Origin of the sequence: Acinetobacter psychrotolerans, from assembly GCF_048552595.1 — a bacterium.
Taxonomy (GTDB): Bacteria; Pseudomonadota; Gammaproteobacteria; order Pseudomonadales; family Moraxellaceae; genus Acinetobacter.
In genome coordinates this window covers 123,105-145,368 of sequence record NZ_JBIMDK010000006.1, presented here as the reverse complement: position 1 = coordinate 145,368, position 22,264 = coordinate 123,105, and the positions used below count along the sequence as shown (strand labels likewise).

The window sequence follows — 22,264 nt, the reverse complement described above, 5'->3', positions numbered from 1 at the left end:
AGTACAACTTTATTACACGTATTAATCATTACTGTGAAACTTTTAAACTGTGGTTGTTATCTAAATTCAGCGACTATCATATTGAAGTTAAAACATATTTTTTCATCTACAAAGAAGATTTTAAAAGGATTTATATATTCGTGATCTAGCAAGCAATACCTTGATTAATTTCAAGTTTACTTAATTTTTCATTTTTAAAGCTGAATCTAACAAAAGAGGTGTAGCCTACCTCAAAGTCAGTTGGCTTTTTTAGATACTGTTTGACTTCAGGCGTACTTAGTATAAATACCGAAGTATCACCATTCTTGGCACTATTTGGAAAATCTTTCTTGAATTGCGTGAGTGTATATAAATTGGTAATCGGTTTGTTATTGACGAGAACTCTTTCAGTTAATGTTTGAGTCGTGTTCCAGGTTATCCAAACACGTCCTTTTGTTGCTGCGAGTTCTTTAAAGTTACTTTTAGTCTTATAGAAATTCTCTGATTTCACTTGGGGATTATCTTCTGCAAATATTTCAAATTTGAAGTCTTTTCCACTCGGGAATTTGCTTGAATATTCATAATTACCTGTACATTCTGAATATGTTTTTGCAATTTTTTGAGTCGATTTACCCAATAAGTTTTCAATTTGATCTGCAGGTACAGGTTTATTGATTTCAATTCCATTTACTTTAACTGAGCTAGTGTAATCTAAAGGCATAGTTGCAAATAATTGGGTGGAAAAAGACAGTGTAATGCTGACAAGAAAATTATTTTTGCTGAGTATATTCATAATTATTCAATAATATTAGAAAGATAAAGTAGATTGTATAATTGTATGCAGCTAAAAAGATAACAGATATTGATGATAATTCAATAGTTTCATGTGTTGTGGAAGTAATGAATATATAAAAATAAACCCTCTCATTGAGAGGGGGAAATATCATACAACTGTAAATAATAAAAATAATGCCTTTGAAAAACGAGGGAATTGATTAGATTGAATTTTTTATCTAAGTTTAGACAACCAATCACCAAGGCTTTGAACCAATTGTACAATAATTAATAATACAATGACGGTTAGGATAACTACGCTGGTATCAAAACGTTGATAACCATAAGAAATGGCTAAGTCACCGATACCACCTGCACCGACAGCACCTGCCATAGCCGTTGCACCAATTAAACTGATGGTTGCTGTAGTTAGATTTAAAATCAGAGAGCTGCGTGCTTCTGGGACAATAAATTTAAAAATAATTTGTAATGGTGACGCACCCATTGCTTGAGCTGATTCAATGATTCCATCATTAACTTCAAGTAAAGATGTTTCAATTAGACGCCCAATATAAGGGCCTACATAGATGGTGAGTGGGACAATTGCAGCCCAGGTTCCAATTGAAGTACCTACAAGAGCTTTTGTGAGCGGAATCACGGCAATCAATAAAATAATAAAAGGCAGTGAGCGTAGGGCATTTACGAGTGGATTCAAAACATGATAAATCACTTTATTTGGCAAAATCCCATTGGGACGAGTCACCAATAAAATAATCGCCTGAATGAAGCCCCAAATCGTACCGAATAACATTGCAAAGAAAACCATGTGAAAAGTTTCTTGCAAAGCAGTGACAAATTGGTCCATCGACAATGAGCTTTTCCAGAATGGGGCTGTTATTTGCGTTAGCCATTGAACAATCAGGTCTCTCATGCTTTCACTCCTGATTGTTCAACTTTAACGCCATTCTTTTCAAAAAAATCAATGGTTTGTTGGATGATATTCGGATCACCTAAAAGCTGAATAAACATTTGACCAATCACCGTACCGTTAATCTCTGTCATATTGGCGAATAGAATATTGAGACTAATATCAAATTGTTTTATTGCTGCTTGAACCACAGTTTCTTGGGCAGAAGTACCCAAAAATTGCAGATTATAGATGCTTTTATGATTCTGATTTTCAAGATTATTCAAAATATTCACAGGCAATTGCTGTTGCAGGACCGTTTGAATAAAGTTCTTAGTCGTTGGGTGTTGTGGTTGGCTGAAAATTTCCAAAGTCGAGCCAGTTTCTATGACTTTACCTTGTTCCATCACTGCGACATAATCACAAACAGATTCAATCACATCCATTTCGTGGGTTACCATAACAATGGTAATCCCTTGTTCTTTATTGATCTTTTTGAGCAATGCTAGAACGGACTTCGTTGTCTGTGGATCAAGGGCAGAGGTGGCTTCATCGCATAGTAATATTTTAGGATGATTCGCCAAAGCACGTGCGATACCGACACGTTGCTTTTGTCCGCCCGAAAGTTCGTCTGGGTATGCATCTTTTTTATGTGTGAGATCAATAAATTCCAACAATTCATTTAGACGTTTTTTACGATCTGCTTTTGCAACACCTAAAAGTTTTAAAGGCATTTCAATATTGTCAGAAACAGTTTTGGTTTGTAGTAGATTAAAATGCTGAAAGATCATGCCGATATTGGCACGTTCTTGACGAAGAGCGCGTGCATCCAAAGCAGTAAAATCTTTTTGATTGATGATAATCTGCCCTTGAGTTGGACGTTCAAGTAAATTAATCAATCGGATTAAGGTGCTTTTACCTGCACCACTATAACCAATAATGCCAAAAATACTGCCTGCTGGAATGGTTAATTGAATATCATCCAGAGCAAGTAATGTTTGACCTTTAAGGTCGTAGCGTTTTGAAATGTTTTTAAATTCAATCATATCGTCAAAAACTATACATAAAAGAAAAAACAGGTAAAGTGACTTTACCTGTTTTGTTTATTTAGCCATTATATGACTATTTAGACTCTGTAAGGTAGCTTACGGGTTTATTTACATCAATCTTGGTGCCGCCAAAATGTTCTTGAACATATTTGCCTACAGCAGGAACATGATAAAGCGCTCCAACTTTTTTCAAGATTTCATCATCTTTACGTGATTCTGCAACCGCAAGAATGTTTACATTCATTTTGGTTGTTTGGTCAACAGGTTCATAATAAATGGAATCTTTTAGGACGTTTAAGCCACCTTCCATTGCAAGGGTATTACCTAAAATAATCGCATCCACTTCATCTTTAGCACGTACAGCAGTCGCCATTTGAATCGGTTTGATCACGATTTTTTTGGTATTTTCTGTAATATCAGCAGGTGTACCTTTTACAAGATCAAAACCATCTTTTAGTTTGATTAAGCCAGCAGATTGTAAAAGTAATAATGCACGTGATTCATTTGCGCCATCATTTGGAATTGCAATGGTTGCGCCATTAGCAAATTCTTCAACTTTTTTTACTTTGCTTGAATAGATGCCCATAGGCTCTAAATAAGTTGTAGATATTGGTGCAATTTTATCTTTGTTTGATGCATTAAAAGCGACAAGATATGCATATGATTGGAATGCATTAATATCAACTTCTTTGTTAGCAACGGCAGTATTCATTGCAACATAGTCTGTGAAGTTTTTCACTTCCAGTTTGATACCTGCTTGTTTAGTTTCAGGTAATGTTGCGATATAACGCCAAATATCTGCGTCTGAACCAGTTGATGCCATAACAACAGTTTGTTCTTTGCTCGCATCTGTTTGAGCTATTTCAGTTTTAGGTGCTTCTTGTTTGCCACAAGCCGCAAGTGTAAGTACAGATGCACTAAGTAAAACGCCAAACAACTTATTCATGTATATATCCTGAGTAGGAAATGACAATGTAATGAACATCGCATTTTCGGTTCATTCGATCTAAATATAATTTTATGAATGCATCACCCTAATTTAAAACGGTAATTTCAGGTCTGCTTTCTGTAAAAGGGTTTTGAGCATTGCTTTAAGACTGGTTGAATTTAGCTGATTTTTCAGTAATTTTTGACCAGTGAGTAATTTGAGTTTTACGACTTAGAACAATCTCTAAAGATTTGTTTATCATATCAATAAATTTTAATTATACATAGTGTCTTCAATTATGGATTTTGATGATTTAAAAGATTTTTAAAAACAATGATTTGAATAAAAAACTTATAAAAACAAGTGCTTTAATTAAATCAAAATTAATGTTGCTGTATTTTTGCACTTATTCATAATATATAAAATATTTTGAATTGGTTATCTTATTTTTAGATATAGATAATTTGAGTAGTCTAGTAATGTAAAATGTCTAATTCTATTAAAGCTTTTTTCTAGTCTATCTATTTTTAATCAAAATTGCCCCAATAACAGGGAGCCAAGGGAAAGTCAGTATTACGAGATTCCATGTATAAATGCGAAGTGGAATGGATTTTTCGGAACTAAAAACTCCCCACCAAATGAGTAATAAAATTACAATTATTATCAAAACACTTAGTAATATAGAAGGGATAAACTTCGTACTGTTGTGGTAGATCTTTAAATATGTTGAATGAGTAATTGTAAACACGGTTAAAAAAAATGCGTGTCCTATTAGAAAGCCTGCAATAATTAAAATAGGTGAAATGAGTGCAATTAAAGCTACTCCAAGTACTTCTGAACCATTGGTATTATCACTCCATTGAAAATGTTCCAAATCTTTAATAAATATGTACCATATGAGTGGTAATAGGCAACTGGCTATCCAAAAGCAACGTATAATAAATTGATAGACTATTGTGTGTTGAAATTTTTCATCAAACTTTATAATCGCATAGGTTATTGTTGTTCTTAAGATTAACGTAATGCAAAGGAATATAATCATTAGAGATATTTCAAAAGAGAATGTCTTTATGATTACGATTGTTTGTCAATTTAGCGTGAAGTGGATGTGAATTGAGAGTGAATTATTTTTATAGATAAATTGGCAAAAAACCCGCCTAAGCGGGTTCTTGAATACCTAAAACTTTATTTCATAAAACAAAGTTAAGCATTTTCACGAGCAATCGCACGGTAGCCAATATCTTTACGGTATTGAACACCATCAAAGGTTACTTTTTTGCAAAGTTCTAATGCTTTAGCTTGCGCTTCACCAATGGTATTGCCAATAGCAGTGACGCAGAGTACACGACCACCGGCAGTGACAACTTCACCATTTGCATTTACCGCAGTACCTGCATGGAACACTTTAGCATCCGTGATTTCTGTATTTAAGCCTGAAATTACGTCATTGCTACTAGAAGTTTCAGGGTAGCCTTTAGATGCCAGTACGATACCAACAGTTTTACGCTCATCCCAATCTGCTTCAGCAGGTAAGTTGCCTTCAAGGCCTGCTTCAACCAATTCAACCAAAGATGATTTTAAACGCATCATAATCGGTTGGGTTTCAGGATCACCAAAACGGCAGTTGAATTCAATTACACGTGGCTGACCATTTGCATCAATCATCAAGCCTGCATATAAGAAACCTGTATATACGTGACCGTCAGCTTTCATGCCATCTACAGTTGGACGCATGACTTCTTTCATGGCTTTTTCAAAAACATCTGCAGTTACAACGGGAGCAGGAGAGTAAGCACCCATACCGCCTGTATTTGGACCTTGGTCACCTTCAAAAATACGTTTGTGATCTTGAGAAGTCGCCATTGGCAAAATGTTGTCACCATCAATCATACAAATGAAAGATGCTTCCTCACCATCTAAAAATTCTTCGATGACTACACGAGAACCTGCATCGCCAAACTTATTGCCTGCAAGCATGTCATCAATGGCATCGAATGCTTCTTGATTGGTCATAGCAACAATCACGCCTTTACCTGCAGCAAGACCATCTGCCTTGATCACAATTGGCGCACCATTTTTTTCAACAAAGGCTTTGGCTGCATCAACTTCAGTGAATACGTCATAGAAAGCAGTTGGAATATTGTGGCGTTTAAGGAAGTGTTTTGCGAATGCCTTAGAGCCTTCAAGTTGCGCAGCGAACTGAGTTGGACCCCAGATTTTAATGTCAGCAGCACGGCAGGCATCGACAACACCATTCACAAGTGGTGCTTCAGGACCTACGATAATTAAATCAACCGCGTTGTTCTTTGCAAAGTCGATAATTGCAGCATTGTTTAAAATATTTAAAGCAACATTTTCACATTTATTTTCAGTTGCAGAGCCTGCATTACCTGGTGCTACAAATACTTTTGCGACTTTATCATCTTGTGCGATTTTCCATGCAAGTGCATGTTCACGACCGCCATTACCCAAAACTAAAATGTTCATGATCAAAAATCCTTTAGAAATAGAATCCCCCTAAATCCCCCTTTGAAAAAAAGGGGGACTCCCTTCGCTCTATTATGATATAGAAAACCCTCCTTTATTAAAGGAGGGTTAGGGAGGATTTATAAATAATTAATGACGGAAATGACGCATACCTGTGAAGACCATTGCAATGCCTGCTTCATCCGCAGCTGCAATCGTTTCTTCATCACGCATAGAGCCACCTGGTTGGATAATGCATTTAATGCCAGCTTTTGCAGCATTATCAATACCATCACGGAATGGGAAGAATGCGTCAGATGCCATTACCGCGCCTTCAACAACTAGACCAGCATGTTCAGCTTTAATTGCAGCAATACGAGCAGAGTTTACGCGGCTCATTTGACCTGCGCCTACACCAATAGTCTGACGACCTTTTGCATAAACAATCGCATTTGATTTCACATATTTTGCAACTTTCCATGCAAAAATCATGTCGTCAATTTCAGCTTCAGTCGGCGCAATTTTTGTCACAACTTTGAGGTCATCTTTAGAGATCATACCCAAGTCTTGATCTTGCACCAGTAAACCACCGTTTACACGCTTGTAATCAAGTTGTGATTTACGTTCTTCAATTGCAGGGAGTTCACCACATACAAGTACACGGACATTTTTCTTAGCACCAGTCACTTCAAGTACGCCATCAGCAATACTTGGTGCAATGATTACTTCAACAAATTGACGATCAACAATCGCTTGCGCAGTTGCAACATCTAATTCACGGTTGAATGCAATGATGCCACCGAATGCAGATTCAGGATCAGTTGCATAAGCAAGATCATAAGCGGCTGCAATACCATCTAAAGAAACAGCAACGCCACATGGGTTTGCATGTTTTACGATGACACAAGCAGGCTTAGCGAATGATTTTACACATTCAAGTGCAGCATCAGTGTCTGCAATGTTGTTATAAGAGAGTTCTTTACCTTGAAGCTGTTTCGCAGTTGAAACAGAAGCTTCAGTTGCTGTTGATTCTACATAGAATGCAGCAGATTGATGCGGATTTTCACCGTAACGTAAATCTTGAACTTTATTGAGCTGAGTATTGAAAGTGCGTGCAAACTTGTCAGCTTCACCTTCGTCTTTACCTACACGAGCGCCTAAGTAAGATGCAATCATGCCATCATACTGAGCTGTATGCTCAAATGCTTTAACAGCTAAGTCAAAACGTGTTGCATGAGATAAAGCACCGTTGGCTTTTAATTCATCAACAATAGTTGCATAGTCAGCAGCATTAACCACAATACCCACAGAGGCATGGTTTTTTGCAGCAGCACGAACCATTGTCGGGCCACCAATGTCGATATTTTCAATCGCATCAGCCAATGAGCAGTTTGGTTTTGCAACAGTTGCAGCAAATGGATAAAGGTTTACAACCACTAAATCGATAGCGTCAATGTTATGTTCAGCCATAACAGCTTCATCTAAACCACGACGAGCCAAGATTCCACCATGAATTTTAGGATGTAGTGTTTTTACACGACCATCCATCATTTCAGGGAAGCCTGTGTGCTCTGAAACTTCAACTACGGCAATATTGTTGTCTTTAAGCAACTTGTATGTGCCACCAGTAGATAAAATTTCTACCCCAAGAGCAGCAAGGTTCTGGGCAAATTCAACAATTCCAGTTTTATCGGAAACAGAGATTAAAGCGCGTTTAATAGTCATGATCTTCGTCAACAGTGTTTAAGTCTAGAAATTTAACAAATAGCGAATGTATAGGTGAAAAAAATGCCCACGCAAGCCGTGAGCATTTTATCATTTATTCACTCATCAAACCGTGAGCTTTCAACTTTTTGCGTAAAGTTCCGCGATTCAGTCCGAGAATCTCAGCAGCGCGGGTCTGATTGCCGCGGGTATATTCAAGGACGACAGATAGAAGTGGTTTCTCCATTTCTGCTAGCACCATGTCGTACACTTGTGATGGTTGTTCACCTTGCAATTGTGCAAAATAGTGACGAACTGCGCGATCTACGTGAATACGAAGAGCGACATCAGATTGTGCAGTAAAAATAGGAGATTTGCTATTCATGCGAGTTAATCCGAAAATCTATATCACTTGGGTAAAGTGATAAATGTGGTCTAAAAAAATACTGAGCTCCGTTTTAGATCCTAAAACGGTTGGCTCTAAAACAAGAACATTAGCTTGCCACAACTTACACAATTGAGTGAAAAATAAGCGTAACAATACATTAATATTTGTTACAGCCACTCTAAAACAAAAAATATCCCTAATGCGCTAAATTAATTATAAAGCACATAAACAAGATTGTATTTTTTGTGAAAAATTGCGAGGAGTTTGCAGCACAAAGCTTTCGTGGCGCACATGATACCATTGTCTAAGAAAAAATGAGCAAGAAAACTACATTTTTTTTAATTTTTTTATAGTTTTTTTCAATGTTAAGGATGAATTACAGTTAATTCGTACTGATCAAAAGAATTTTTAGGCTCATTCACCTTGAATTTAAAAGGGTAGGGGCTATTTTTTGGAATACGCTTGATACCAACTAAACTGTCGATGAGATATTCATTGGGCGGAATAATGTAAGTTGCTGTTACATTATTCTCTACTTTTAAGCTCACTTTAATCAGTGGTAGTTCTAAACTTTTTGAATATTGATTATCCAGTCGCCCTGTAAATTCAGTTTGCTTACGATCAACAGCTCGAACTTTCAGGTCGTGGATGATAATTTTTTTATAGCGCTGATCAACAGTATCACAGCGTAATATTGAACATGTTTTGATAAATAGACTATTTACTAGTGGATAACGATCCGTCAACGTTGGATTAAACCAAACGATCTGAAAAAGTAAAATACTTAATAATGCGAGGTTAACGAAAGTCCAAGCGATATAGTAAAAGTGGCTTTTGGGTTTTAAGTGATCTTGATTTTCATTTAAACCTAGTGCCAAGTTTAAGCTTGGAATGTTATTAATCGGTTCATTGTTAAAATAGTTGAGATTGTTTAAGTATGTTCTTAAATCGATATTCGAATTTTCAACTTTACGATTAAAAATATCTAAGACGTGTGATTCAACCTGTGGTTGATTTGTAATGCTGTCATTTACATCTGAATCCGTATAACTTTGAGCTGCATTCTTTTGTAGATGTAATAAGGCATTAAAATTATTTAAACATTTTGGACAACAAACCATACCCTGAGCAACAGTTAACTGAGTCACTGAAACTTTGTAGATAGTCGTGCAATTCGGGCAGCGGGTTTGTTTCTCTGTCATAGAATCTATATGTTCACAATTTAATTAATATTTTTACGCGACCCTGAAATTCTGCACCAGTTTTCATCGCGTTTTTCGACTTGTACTATATCAAAAAATTCAGAATAAACACTAGAAACATCAGCAACTTGTTCTTCTATCACGCCGGCAAGTGCGAACTCACCCTCAGATTTAATTAAAGTTGAGAATTCTTCCGCAAGCGCCATTAATGGACTTGCTAAAATATTTGCAACAAGTACATCTGCTTGTTTGCCTTTAAATGTCTCATTAAACTCTTCTGGTAAACCGACATAGAGGTTTTCAAGTACGCCATTAAGTTCTGCATTTTGCTTGGTTGCTAAAACTGCTTGTGGGTCAATATCTGTCGCATATACTTTTTTAGCACCTAAAAGTAGTGCAGCAACACCTAAAATACCTGAACCACAACCATAATCAATCACAATTTTATCTTTTACATCGGTTTTACCTAACCATTGTAGACAAAGGAATGTAGAAGCATGATTACCTGTGCCAAAAGCTAAACCTGGGTCAAGTTTAATATTGACAGCATCTGCTTCTGGCGCTTCCATCCACTTTGGAACAATCCAATATTTTTCATCAATTTTAATCGGTTCGTAAGCATCCATCCAAGTACGTTCCCATTCTTGGTCATCCATGAATTCGCTACGTATGAGTTGGGTAGGAAGCTGAGTACGAATAAATGTTTCTAAAGCAGCGACATCAATCTCTTCGTCGTCTTCTTGTGCATAAATTCCAGTAACAATCACTTTGTTCCAAATTGGCGTTTCACCAGGAAGCGGTTCAAGTAAATCTTGATTTTCGGCATCATCTAGCGTCACGCTGACAGCACCAATGGAACTGAGTACTGTTTCAGTAAAATCAACATCAGCTTGTTCAACAGTAATATGAATTTGTAACCACTTCACGGGAAAGACCTAAATGATATTCTTTAAAGGCGCTATTGTAACGGAAACAGCAAAGCTGCGCTTAATGAAAATAAAAAATGGATGCAATTACATCCATTTTTAAGAATTTACTTTAAATAAGTCGTTAAAACTGATTCAAGATCGTTCTTGAATACTTATCGGTTCTGGGTCATTGGCGGTTAATCGTGAAATGATGAACCCGAAAGCAGCCGCGAAAATATACATAAAGATTGAATAAACCGCTGCTGGCATTGCCACGGTGGTATTGGCAATGACGGTTAGTGCGATGGTCATTGCTAAAGTACTGTTATGAATACCTATTTCAAATGCGCAGGCTCTTGCTTGAGCACTATTAATCCCTAACAGTCTTGGCACAAAATATCCAATCAGTAGACTGCTTAAACAGAAAATTACAGTGGCTAAACCAACTTGGGTTAAATATTCCAAAATATTGTGACGCTCTTTCGTAATCGCCCCAATAATAATTAATACTAAAAATACCACTGAGAATATTCGTAATGGTTTATTTAATTTCTCTGTAAAACGAGGTGCGTAGTGACGAATGAGCATACCTATACATACAGGAATTAGAATAATTGCAAAAACTTGCAAAATCTTACTGAATTGCATGGTGATTTGCTGACCGTCATTCATAAAATATTGAATGGAAAAATTGACAATTAAAGGTAAGGTAAAAGCAGCGATAACAGAATTAATCGCTGTTAAAGTAATATTAAGTGCAATATCACCTTTAAATAAATAACTAAAGAGATTTGCTGTACTTCCACCTGGTGATGCTGCCAATAGCATTAAGCCGACGGAGAGTAGTGGTGGTAAGTCAAGTACAATACACAGTATGAAAGCGATGCCAACCAATAAAACCAATTGACAAAATAAAGCGATGAGCACTGCTTTAGGGTGTTTTGAAACCCGTGCAAAATCTTTTGGTGTCAGCTCCAAACCTAGACCAATCATAATGATGGCAAGTGCTAGGGGAAGCATTATGGTGATAATCCCTGAATCCATATTCGCATCCTTGTTGTTTTTTTTAAATAAAATAAAGACAAAAAATATTCTTTAATTAAGTTTGAGTGTAATCGAAAGGTGTCGAATTGAAAAACGAAATCTATGACTTAAAAATCTTCTTATTCTAAATATACATCTAAAACATAAAGCAATACGCCAAATAATAATTAAGTCATAGCAGATTTAAAACTATTGGCTACTTATATTAATAAAATTTGTGTAGTAAAAAAGGTGCCCCATTTTTCAATGGATCACCTTTTTTTATACATGCTATTTATAAAAGTATGTATACATGTTTGCAGGTATTATTGAACTTGGGTCGGATTTTCACTTGGAGCAGTTTGACTCGGTTGCGCTATTGCAGGTTGTTCTACAGCTGGACGGTTTTCAATTACTGGTTCAGGTGCTGCTGTGGAGGTAGGATTTCCACCTGCTGGTGCAGGGAAGCTAAATTGTAATTTACCATTTTCATTTGCTTCGCAAGTACCATTAAAAGTTACACCTTTATTGGCGTAGGTGACCCAGTCACCTTGTTTTTTCTTGGTACATACCTGAATTTGCTTTTTCATTTCTGCTTTGCTGGTATTCTCATCAGCAGCATGCGCAAAACTAAATGCCACACAACTGAGTAAAGAGGCTGTAATGACTTTAGACATGGTATTTTTCATCATGGTATTCCTTTTATATAAAGTCGTGAAAAAATAATTTGTTCGTGTATTTTTTATCGTAACGAGAGTTTTTGATAAGTTAAACTCTATTTGTAGGGCAATCCTGAAATGAAATGTCAATTTATGTTGCCTATGTATAAGAGATGTTTAATCATTCTTACGTATGATTTAGAGAAATAATATTTGTAAAACGACCTAAAACTTAAATCAAAATTTTGCTATAATTTCCTGTCTTTTTATATATCTCTCATATCACTATGCATTATCCTAAAGTTTACGATGTCATTGTTATCGGCGGCGGTCACGCAGGTACCGAAGCAGCACTGGCTGCGGCACGTATGGGGCGACAGACTTTACTCCTCACTCATAATATTGAGACATTAGGACAGATGAGCTGCAATCCAGCGATTGGTGGTATTGGTAAATCTCACCTTGTTCGTGAAATTGATGCACTTGGCGGTGCAATGGCATTGGCTGCCGATAAAAGTGGTATCCAGTTCCGTATTCTTAATTCACGTAAAGGTGCTGCGGTACGAGCGACTCGTGCACAAGCCGATCGCGTTCGTTTTAAAGCTGCAATTCGTCAGACATTAGAAAACCAAGCGAATTTGGATATTTTCCAACAAGCAGCAGATGATTTAATTGTTGAAGGTGATACCGTTAAAGGTGTGGTTACTCAAATGGGTATCCGCTTTGACGCAAAGACTGTGGTACTTACGACTGGTACGTTCTTGGGTGGTGTGATTCACGTAGGTTTGAATCATTCATCGGGTGGTCGTGCAGGTGATCCACCGTCCATTTCGCTTGCTGCACGTTTACGTGAATTAAACTTACCAGTAGGTCGTTTAAAAACGGGTACACCACCACGTATCGATGCACGTTCAGTCGATTTTTCTGTCATGACACCACAACCAGGTGATTTCCCATCACCAACGATGTCTTTTATGGGTGATGTATCTATGCACCCAGAACAAGTCAGTTGCTATATCACACATACCAATGAACGTACTCACGATATTATTCGTGGCGGTTTAGACCGTTCACCGATGTATACCGGTGTGATTGAAGGTGTAGGTCCACGTTACTGCCCATCTATTGAAGATAAAATTCATAAATTTGCAGATAAAGACTCGCATCAAGTATTCCTAGAGCCTGAAGGTTTGGATACACACGAACTTTATCCAAATGGTATTTCAACCTCGCTGCCTTTTGATGTGCAGTTTGAGTTGGTTCGTTCGATTCGCGGTATGGAGAATGCACATATTCTTCGTCCAGGTTATGCGATTGAATATGATTATTTTAATCCGCAATCGTTGAAATTTTCGTTAGAAACCAAATCAATCAACAACTTGTACTTTGCTGGTCAAATTAACGGTACGACTGGTTATGAAGAGGCTGGTGCACAAGGTTTGTTGGCAGGTTTAAATGCTGCACGCCGTGCATGGGATCAGGAACAATGGACACCAAAACGTGATGAAGCGTATATGGGTGTTTTAGTTGATGATTTGATAACGCTAGGTACGAAAGAACCGTACCGTATGTTTACGTCACGTGCGGAATATCGTTTGATGCTCCGTGAAGACAATGCTGATCAGCGTTTAACACCAATGGGTCGAGAATTAGGCTTAGTGGATGATGAGCGTTGGAATGCATATTGTGAAAAAATGGAAGCTGTAGAAACAGAAAAAGGTCGTTTACAACACCTTTGGGCAGCACCTAATAATCCAATGGGTAAAAAATTCGTAGAAATGACGGGTGCAGATCTTTCTAAGGAATGTTCTGCGATTGATTTACTTAAACGTCCAAATATTAATTTTGCTCAAATTGCTGAATTAACAGGTTCTGAAGTATCTGCATTTGTCGGTGAGCAAATTGAAATTGCTGTGAAGTATGAAGGTTATATTAACCGTCAGCAAGACGATGTTGCACAAATGAAGCGTCTTGAAGAAATGCGTATTCCTACTGATTTTGATTATGATGTGGTTTCAGGTTTATCTCGTGAAATTACTTTAAAATTGAAAGATGTACGCCCTGAAACATTAGCGCAAGCGAATCGTATTCCGGGTGTTACACCTGCGGCAGTTCAATTGATTATGATTACGATTCGTAAGAATAATGCAGCGAAAAAATCTGCTTGATCATTTAAAGCATAAAAAAGCCTGCGTAAGCAGGCTTTTTTATGGTCCTACAGTTCCATTTATAATTAAGTCAGGATAATTTTCATTACTTAATTTAAATTGATTAAAATTTACAGTTAAATTAATTGGATTGTATGAAATGTTTTGAAGATTAGTATTATTTTCACGACTCCATAGTGATAAAGGATATTCAGGCGATGGCGTATACCACACATCATTAATTAAGTTATTGACAGTTTTAATATAGATAGCATTGTCGGAGAAAGAGTTTGAGGTAATAAACTCATTAATATTATGGTTGGTAAAAGTATAATATTTATAATTAGAATGGGGTATCGGAATATATTGAGGATTATTTGAGAGTTGATATGTAGCATCGTATATACCTGATGTTGGTAATTTAACAAGTGTTGGATTCTGTTGGAGTTGACCTATAATTTCACCTGATAATGTTAATGTTTTCCTATCGTAGTCATAAATTTTCGTTTGATTAAAATTGATTTTACTATGACCTGTTTTATGATCTATATCTAATAAAATGTTTTCACAAGTTGGATACTGTTTATCTCCACAAGTAAATAATTCAGACAATTCAGGGCTTTTAGTATCTATCCATAATTGCATTTTTGAGGGTTGACCTTTTGACACATCAAAAAAAACTACAAGTGAGTAATCATGATCAACCTTAAAGTTATAGGTGACTTGATAACTCTGTAATACGTTATCATTATCGAGGTTAATTAATTGAGTGTAGTGATACACAGGTTGAGTATCATTTGTACTAATTGATTGGATTTTAAGTGATTTTTGTTGTGAATTTTCGGCAAAAATATTTAACTGAGAAATAATTTTATTTTCTCTTTTGGAGCTGTTTTCATTTTCTAAATCTGAACTGTTTTCACCGCAAGCAGTCAGCAAAATCGGAATAGAAAGAAGAGAAATTAAGATTTTATTCATTTGTAGACTATTTTTTAGATTTTTCATATTTATAACATTACATGGATTTTTATTAATTTACATTAACTAAATAAAAAATAAAAAATAAAAAATAAAAAATAAAAAATGAATGGATGAATTTGCTAAATTTTTGTCTTTATGTTTCTGTAATATCTCACAAAATCATTAATCTAAAACAATGAAAGATTAAGGTGAAATAATAGGGTGATCTATTTGAATTTTTAGTTGCAATCTAACTTTATAAAAAATATTCCTAAACAGAAATGCTGAAAAAGAAAGAAATTTTAATTATTTTCCAGTTTTAAAAATCATCGTTATAGTGAATTTACTTTCAAAACTAAAGGTGAAAAAATCATGACAATGAAATCGATTCGATATAACACAGGAGATCTTGCTTGCTGCAAGTTCTAAAATAAAATCTCTCCAATGTAAAAATATGAATAAGTATAAAAGTAAAAAAATAAATATGACCAATACTCAAGAGCCTGAAAGGGTTCTTTTTTTATTCAAATTTATTTTCAAATTGCAAAATATTGTATGTTAGAGAATCCATTAGAGATACTCATATAAAGCTGCTGAATAAATTGCACTTAATTTTTATGGCGATGAAAAATCGGTAATCTCAATTATGATTCAACTTCATGCACAGCATTAAAAACCTCTACAGGTTCAATACGGACTAGTTTTTTACCAAAGCTTCTAAGCCACCATACCAATTGTGAGGTGAACGGAACAACCGCACTAATTTGATAAAGCTGATCATTCAATGCTTCAACTTTTTGGTTTTTACTCAGTTGGCTCTCGGTGAAATATTGTGCATCATCTTCGTGCATGATGAGTTTTAGTTCAATGTTTTCAGTTGGTTTAGAAAAATCTACTCTGAAACCAAGTGCACCAGAGTCAATATAACTGTCTATGTCAAAATCAACAGGGTGCATTGCACGTGTATCTAAAACAGTTGCTGATTTAAAACGATGTAAAGCAAAAGTTTGCACATCTGATTTATCTAAACGAGTACAAATGAGGTAAATAATTGCACCTTTTTGAACCAAGCCCAATGGGTTGAGAATGTAGGATTTTTCTTCACCCAAATGTCCACGCGAACGGTAAATACATTCAATTTGTTTATCTTGCAAAAGACCTTCGTAAATGGATTGCTGTGCTTGACGTTCGACCAATGGTGGAATAACAGGCTGCGTAGCAGGAACAATTCGAACACGATTAATCCATTGTCGAACATTGTTTTGTGTGGAAAGACTACGTTTAGCTAAGTCAAACCACGGATTCATTTCTGATATTAGACTTGGAGGTAGCAAATGTTTTAGATGTTCTTCAACCATCATAAACGTGACTGCTTGTGAACTGGTCATATGCGGTAAGCTTTGAATTGGGGCATCTGAGCGCCAACGCCAACCTTGTGGAACTGTTTTATTACTTTCAATAGGAAAGCGTTGTGCAATTTGATTGAGATCACGCTGAATGGTTCTTAAACTGATGTCGATACCTTCACGTTCTAAGGTTTCTTGTAATTCACGAGTGCCTAACCATTTACCCGTAGAAAGACGGGAAAGAATTTGCCACTGGCGGTATAGGCTGTTTGAGGTTTCTTTTTCTTGTGTAGACATGATATATCGGTGATTTCTATAGAGTTTAAGAGGGTGTGAACGCCTTACACAATAGGAAAATAAAATACTTTCTGCAAGTTATATCTAAGGGGCTTAGTTTAAGTGTTGATAATATTCATTAAAAACTTTTGAAACAAGTTCAATCAAAATTGATCTTGAGTCATATTCTGATCAATGAATTAATAAAAGCACTCCTTAACATAACTGGTATAAGTTGGCATCGATATTGCTTCATGAAACAAGTCACTTAATAACAAAAGAAGAGGTTTGTATGCTAAAAGAAAATCTAGGTACAAATTCGAGCCTTGATCATTATTCAGATAAATTCTCACTCGCTTTTCGTGAGGAAAAATACAGTGAAAATCAACCTCAACTTATGAGCATTGAACAAAGCGTAGAGATACAAAGCAGTACTCAGCATGTACTAAAGCAAATGGATTCTGTATTTTTTAATGAAACAACGGACGATCAAGTCTTATCGCCAGAAATAGCGAATAAAATGCAAGATTGGCTTTCACAACACAGTATTTATGAACTTGAAAAATTAAATGAATCTGCCAAAGAACATTTTTTATATCAAGGAATTACATTTGCAGTTTATGGCGAAAATGCAGGTATTGAACGTACTATTCCTTTTGATTTGATTCCGCGTGTAATTGCCAAACAACAATGGAATAAAATTTCGTTGGGTTGCATGCAGAGGATTAAAGCTTTAAATCTATTTTTAGCGGATATTTATCATAAGCAAAATATTTTAAAAGATGGCTTGATTCCAGAAATTCAAGTGTTATCACATGAAGCATATCAACCTGTTATGTTGAATCATCCGTTAAATGGCAATATTTACAGCCAAATTAGCGGTATCGATATTGTTAGAAATGGTAAAGGTGAATTTTTTGTACTTGAGGATAATTTACGTACCCCATCGGGTGTGTCGTACATGCTTGAAAGTCGCAAAATGAGTCACAAGCTTATGCCTGATTTATGTAATCAGCATGTTGCAGGTATTGAGCAATATCCACAATTATTACGTGAAATATTGGCAGAAAATTCAACAGCAAATGCGCCAATAATCGTGGTTTTAACCCCAGGTCGCTACAACAGTGCGTATTATGAACATGCTTTTCTCGCAAGGGAAATGGGTGTGCCTTTAGTGACATCACGTGACCTTTTTGTGGAGAACGATAAGGTTTATGTGAAAACGGTACGAGGTCGCCGACAAGTTGATGTAATTTATAGACGCTTAGATGATAGTTTTCTAGATCCATTGAGTTTTAAACCTGATAGTACTTTAGGTGTTGCGGGTCTAATGTCTGCATACATAAGCCGTAATGTTGTCATTGCTAATGCACCTGGCACGGGGGTAGCGGATGATAAGTCGATTTATCCTTATGTGGATAAAATGATTGAATATTATCTAGGTGAGCAACCTATTCTAAATAATGTTCCTACTTATCAATGTCGGGAACCTGAAGCATTGGATTATGTTTTGGCAAATTTAGATCAATTGGTGGTCAAAGAAGCGCAGGGTTCGGGTGGCTATGGCATGTTGATTGGCCCACAAGCTTCTGAACAAGAGATCGATTTATTTAGAATGAAGTTGATGGCATCACCAGCGGCATATATTGCCCAACCAACTTTAGATTTATCTGTAGCACCCACTTTAGCTTCACAAAGTATTGCAGAACGCCATATCGACCTACGTCCATTTATTTTAACTTCACCTGAACGTATTGAAATTGTCCCCGGTGGTTTGACTCGAGTTGCTATGCAACAAGGTTCACTGGTGGTCAATTCATCGCAAGGTGGTGGAATAAAAGATACATGGGTGATTGATGAATATTCAATTTAGCCTGTTTTAAAGTCTATTTAACGAATATCCCAACCAAGGAGAGTGAATATGATTTTACTGAGTACAAATGCACAAAATATATTTTGGTTAGGCCGTTATTTAACCCGTATACAATATTTATGTGGTCAATTTCCATTTAAAAATAATGAATTAGCGTTAGACTATACTCATGCCTTTTGCTTACCTGCCTTTGATGCATGTTCTTTAAATGAGTTGATTTTAGATCCTGAACAGCCAGCATCATTTCATCAACAATTTCAGAATGCGAAAAATAATATTCATGATTTACGTGGTGTGATTTCCACACAATCATTTTCTCAATTGAATCAATTATTACAACAGGCAGAACTAAATGCAGGATTTATTTGTGATGTATGCGAAGAATGTAATGATGTTTTAGAAACTGAAGAAGATGAATTGTTGTTTTTATTTTTTAGCTTAGGTCAGAAAATGGAGCAATTAGACCGTCAAATTCGATTAAAACAAGGTGCTGAAAAAACGGTACAAGAATTAGATGGTTTAATTGAAAGTTTAGATCAACAAGGTATGACTAGTCTGCCAGAAGCTTGGGAAGAATGTAAAAAGCAACCGAATAGTATGAGTTATTATCACTTTAGTGATCATATTGGTTCATTATTTGAATTGGTTCGCCTATGAAATTGATGATTAATCACCAAACGAATTATCAATATTCCGATTGGGCTAAAAACAGCATTCAATATATAAAGATGGTGCCACAGACCAATGACCATCAACAGGTACATTCATGGAATGTGAGCGTGCCTGGAGAAACACAGCATAAAAAAGATGCTTTTGATAATGTTTGGTTGACCAGTACTCAGACTGAGCCGTATCAAAATATGTTGATTATGGCGCAAGGTATTGTCGAAATTAATTTAAATCATACATATGGGGTTGCAGATCAGCTATCGCCGATACTCTTTATGCAGCCAACGACAGCAACTTTATGCAATTCTGAAATGTTTGAATTTGCGAAAAAATATGTTCCGATTATTAATTTAGCAAATTTTCAGAAACTAGCTGAAGCACTGTTGAATTATATGCCTTATATCAGTGCGAGTACTTCTGTGACACATACGGCAATGGAGTCATTTTCTCTTAAACTAGGTGTGTGTCAGGATCATAGTCATGTGTTTTTGGCGATGGCTAAAGCTTTAGCCGTTCCTGCGCGTTATGTGTCTGGTTATTTATATGTCAATAATCAATCACATTTAGCCAGTCACGCATGGGCAGAAATTTATTTAGAGGGACAATGGCATGTAGTTGATGTAAGTAATCAATTATTCCAACCCGACTCGCACGTTTATGTTGCTGTTGGGCGTGATTACTGGGACGTCGCACCAGTACGAGGGGTTCGTGATCAGGGCGGTATAGAAACGATGTACTCTATAGTGCAAGTTCTGGCTTGTTAATCGTGAAAATGATGAATAAAATAAAAGATATAAAAGTGTGATTTGCTTCAAATCTGAGTTGAAAAGGTAGCTCCATGACATATTGCTGTGCGTTAAGACTCAAAGATGGGCTGGTATTTATTAGTGATACACGTACCAATGCAGGTGTTGATCATATCTCTGTATTTCGAAAGTTATATACTTTTGGAACGGCAGGTGAGCGATTTATTTGTATCCAAACATCGGGTAATCTGGCAACGACACAAGCAGTCATCGGTCATCTTGAGAATCAACTTACACTCCGCCAAGAACCTAATTTGTATAGTGTAAATACAATGTTTGAAGCAGCAGGTCTAATTGGACAAACTTTGCGTAAAGTGATTGCCGATGTCACAGATGACACGCAAGAGCAAAGTAATTATTTCTGTAGTTTATTGGTCGGTGGACAAATAAAGGGCGAAGAAATGCAGCTCTATAATATTTATCCGCAAGGTAATTTTATTTCCGCAACCAGTGATACGCCGTATTTTCAAATTGGTGAAAGCAAATATGGTAAGCCAATTTTAGATCGTGCGTTACGTTATGATATGCCGTTGGATGAAGCGGTACGCTGTGCATTGATTTCTTTTGATTCAACATTGCGTTCAAATGTTTCAGTCGGTTTGCCTTTAGATGCTTTGGTTTATACAAAAGATAGTTTGGTGATTCCAGAAGGGAAGCGTATTACAGAAGATGATCCTTACTTCCAAAGTATTAGTAAACAATGGTCAGATGCTTTGCGTCGCAGCTTATTGGATATTCCAAAACCGACTGAAGATTTTTTTAAATAAGTGTAGTGATATTAACTTAGATTTTTAATCGTACATTTTTCTGTAAATACCTATTTATTCAGATACTTAAAGAAAAAAATCCAAGCCAATGCTTGGATTTTTTATTGATAATATTTTATAAATTAACCATGTAAGAGAAATTTAGATTTGCTTACGAAGCGGACGATGAGTCATGCGGCACAATAATTCATAACCAATTGTACCATTGGCTTCTGCAACAGCATCGACTAAACGTTTTTTGCCCCACAATTCGACTGGTGTACCTAAAGATGCATTTAAACCAGTTACATCAATTGCGATCATATCCATGGCGACACGACCCACGACTGGAGTTGTTTGACCGTCAATGACGACATAGTTCTGTTTTGGAAATGCACGTGGATATCCATCACCATAACCAATTGAAACTATAGCAATATCCATGTCTTGTTTTGCGACAAAAGTTGAGCCGTAGCCTACAGATTCACCAGCTTGAATGTGGTTTAAAGCAATAATTTCAGCAGTAAACGTCATGACGGGTTTAATGTCTAAATCATTGGCAGATTGGTCTGCAAAAGGTGATGCACCATAGAGCATAATCCCTGGGCGGACAAAATCAAAATTAAGTTCTGGCCATTTAAAAATAGCAGCAGAATTACAACATGAAGCCATAATGGGCGCACATGCTTCTTTTACATCTAAAAATTGATTTTTTTGTTGCTCATTCAAAGGATGGTTTTCGGTATCTGCATTGGCAAAGTGCATCGCCAATACACAGGTAAAACCTTCAGCTTTTAGTGTATGAATGATTTCAATAATTTCAGAAACTTTAAAGCCCAGGCGGTTCATGCCACTATTCAGTTTGACCCAAATTTTTAAATTCTTGGCAATATATGCATCTTTATGGGCATGTAACCAATCGAGTTGTAGTTGATGATGTACAACTACTTCAAGATTATTTGCAATAACAACAGCCATTTCATCGGCACTAAATATACCTTCTATCAGCGTAATGGGCTGTGAATAACCTAATTCACGAATTTCCAAAGCTTCTTCAAGGCAGGCGACACCAAAGGCATCTGTACTGGCTAAGGCGGCTAGACAGTCTTTAACTCCATGTCCATAAGCATTGGCTTTGACCATACTTATAATTTTAGCGTTTGGGGCAAGTTGTTTGACACGGTTTAAATTATATTGCAGTGCTGAGCTATCAATATAAACTGTTGCTTGGCGCACTCTAGTACTCCTTGGGGATCACAGAGATTTGATTATGTAGAAAATACAAAGTATTGAATCAAAGTAATAACACATCAACTTTATGACTTTAAAGTAAACATGACCTTGAAACCGCAAATATTGTAGACCTATCACGTCTAAATAAACACAAGCATTTATGTTTTTAATTACTTTTATATCTTGAATTGGTAAAGTTTTAATCATGTAATTACTAGATG

Annotated in this window: 19 protein-coding genes; 5 read left to right on the top strand and 14 right to left on the bottom strand. The window is 36.2% G+C overall.

Translation table 11 applies throughout. The features are described from left to right. Positions 1-145: 145 nt before the first annotated feature. The 11 genes from ACG94X_RS07770 to ACG94X_RS07720 all read right to left on the bottom strand — a co-directional run bounded on the left by ACG94X_RS07770 (position 146) and on the right by ACG94X_RS07720 (position 12,017). Complete coding sequence (locus tag ACG94X_RS07770; RefSeq protein WP_419383167.1) at positions 146-772, bottom strand: hypothetical protein; 627 nt, start codon at positions 770-772, stop codon at positions 146-148. 216 nt (positions 773-988) lie between these two features. Next, positions 989-1,684 carry a methionine ABC transporter permease gene (locus tag ACG94X_RS07765; RefSeq protein WP_419383166.1) on the bottom strand — a complete coding sequence of 232 codons (696 nt, stop codon included), beginning with the start codon at positions 1,682-1,684 and terminating at the stop codon, positions 989-991. Then, entirely contained in the window at positions 1,681-2,706 is a 1,026-nt protein-coding gene (locus ACG94X_RS07760; RefSeq protein ID WP_419383165.1) for a methionine ABC transporter ATP-binding protein, read from the bottom strand. The genes ACG94X_RS07765 and ACG94X_RS07760 overlap by 4 nt, the downstream gene beginning before the upstream one ends. A gap of 76 nt (positions 2,707-2,782) precedes the next feature. Next, the gene (locus ACG94X_RS07755) at positions 2,783-3,655 is read right to left on the bottom strand and encodes a MetQ/NlpA family ABC transporter substrate-binding protein (RefSeq protein WP_419383164.1); all 873 of its coding nucleotides are present in this window, start codon (positions 3,653-3,655) and stop codon (positions 2,783-2,785) included. Positions 3,656-4,840: 1,185 nt separating this feature from the next. Then, on the bottom strand, positions 4,841-6,124 hold the full coding sequence (gene purD / locus ACG94X_RS07750; RefSeq protein ID WP_419383163.1) for a phosphoribosylamine--glycine ligase: 1,284 nt from the start codon (positions 6,122-6,124) through the stop codon (positions 4,841-4,843). Positions 6,125-6,253: 129 nt separating this feature from the next. Then, positions 6,254-7,828 carry a bifunctional phosphoribosylaminoimidazolecarboxamide formyltransferase/IMP cyclohydrolase gene (purH, locus tag ACG94X_RS07745; RefSeq protein ID WP_419383162.1) on the bottom strand — a complete coding sequence of 525 codons (1,575 nt, stop codon included), beginning with the start codon at positions 7,826-7,828 and terminating at the stop codon, positions 6,254-6,256. A 94-nt stretch (positions 7,829-7,922) separates the two neighbouring features. Then, positions 7,923-8,192, bottom strand: coding sequence for a DNA-binding transcriptional regulator Fis (fis, locus tag ACG94X_RS07740; protein WP_001086304.1), 270 nt, complete (start codon positions 8,190-8,192; stop codon positions 7,923-7,925). 368 nt (positions 8,193-8,560) lie between these two features. Continuing rightward, the gene (locus ACG94X_RS07735) at positions 8,561-9,397 is read right to left on the bottom strand and encodes a DUF3426 domain-containing protein (protein WP_419383161.1); all 837 of its coding nucleotides are present in this window, start codon (positions 9,395-9,397) and stop codon (positions 8,561-8,563) included. Between the two features lie 20 nt (positions 9,398-9,417). Beyond that, positions 9,418-10,323: a 50S ribosomal protein L11 methyltransferase gene (gene prmA / locus ACG94X_RS07730; protein WP_419383160.1), complete on the bottom strand. Its 906-nt coding sequence runs from the start codon at positions 10,321-10,323 to the stop codon at positions 9,418-9,420. Between the two features lie 135 nt (positions 10,324-10,458). Then, on the bottom strand, positions 10,459-11,349 hold the full coding sequence (locus tag ACG94X_RS07725) for a bile acid:sodium symporter family protein (protein WP_419383159.1): 891 nt from the start codon (positions 11,347-11,349) through the stop codon (positions 10,459-10,461). 305 nt (positions 11,350-11,654) lie between these two features. Continuing rightward, positions 11,655-12,017, bottom strand: a complete 363-nt coding sequence (locus ACG94X_RS07720) for a hypothetical protein (RefSeq protein WP_419383210.1) — start codon at positions 12,015-12,017, stop codon at positions 11,655-11,657. A 257-nt stretch (positions 12,018-12,274) separates the two neighbouring features. Here ACG94X_RS07720 and mnmG point away from each other — a divergent pair, with 257 nt between their 5' ends. Further along, positions 12,275-14,155, top strand: coding sequence for a tRNA uridine-5-carboxymethylaminomethyl(34) synthesis enzyme MnmG (gene mnmG / locus ACG94X_RS07715; RefSeq protein ID WP_419383158.1), 1,881 nt, complete (start codon positions 12,275-12,277; stop codon positions 14,153-14,155). 39 nt (positions 14,156-14,194) lie between these two features. On the opposite strand, the gene ACG94X_RS07710 is transcribed toward mnmG, so the two are convergent. After that, positions 14,195-15,139, bottom strand: a complete 945-nt coding sequence (locus ACG94X_RS07710; RefSeq protein ID WP_419383157.1) for a hypothetical protein — start codon at positions 15,137-15,139, stop codon at positions 14,195-14,197. Positions 15,140-15,738: 599 nt separating this feature from the next. Beyond that, entirely contained in the window at positions 15,739-16,737 is a 999-nt protein-coding gene (locus ACG94X_RS07705) for a helix-turn-helix transcriptional regulator (protein ID WP_419383156.1), read from the bottom strand. Between the two features lie 271 nt (positions 16,738-17,008). Here ACG94X_RS07705 and ACG94X_RS07700 point away from each other — a divergent pair, with 271 nt between their 5' ends. From ACG94X_RS07700 to ACG94X_RS07685, 4 genes are all read left to right on the top strand, one after another. Beyond that, a complete protein-coding gene (locus ACG94X_RS07700; protein WP_419383155.1) occupies positions 17,009-18,589 on the top strand; it encodes a circularly permuted type 2 ATP-grasp protein in 1,581 nt (526 codons plus the stop codon). Positions 18,590-18,637: 48 nt separating this feature from the next. Continuing rightward, a complete protein-coding gene (locus tag ACG94X_RS07695; RefSeq protein WP_419383154.1) occupies positions 18,638-19,246 on the top strand; it encodes an alpha-E domain-containing protein in 609 nt (202 codons plus the stop codon). Next, on the top strand, positions 19,243-20,022 hold the full coding sequence (locus ACG94X_RS07690) for a transglutaminase family protein (protein WP_419383153.1): 780 nt from the start codon (positions 19,243-19,245) through the stop codon (positions 20,020-20,022). The genes ACG94X_RS07695 and ACG94X_RS07690 overlap by 4 nt, the downstream gene beginning before the upstream one ends. A 74-nt stretch (positions 20,023-20,096) precedes the next feature. Then, the gene (locus tag ACG94X_RS07685; RefSeq protein WP_419383152.1) at positions 20,097-20,831 is read left to right on the top strand and encodes a proteasome-type protease; all 735 of its coding nucleotides are present in this window, start codon (positions 20,097-20,099) and stop codon (positions 20,829-20,831) included. A 141-nt stretch (positions 20,832-20,972) separates the two neighbouring features. Here ACG94X_RS07685 and alr read toward each other — a convergent pair whose 3' ends face one another. Beyond that, positions 20,973-22,046 (bottom strand): alanine racemase, encoded by a 1,074-nt coding sequence (gene alr / locus ACG94X_RS07680; RefSeq protein ID WP_419383151.1) that lies wholly within the window; start codon positions 22,044-22,046, stop codon positions 20,973-20,975. Positions 22,047-22,264: the final 218 nt, after the last annotated feature.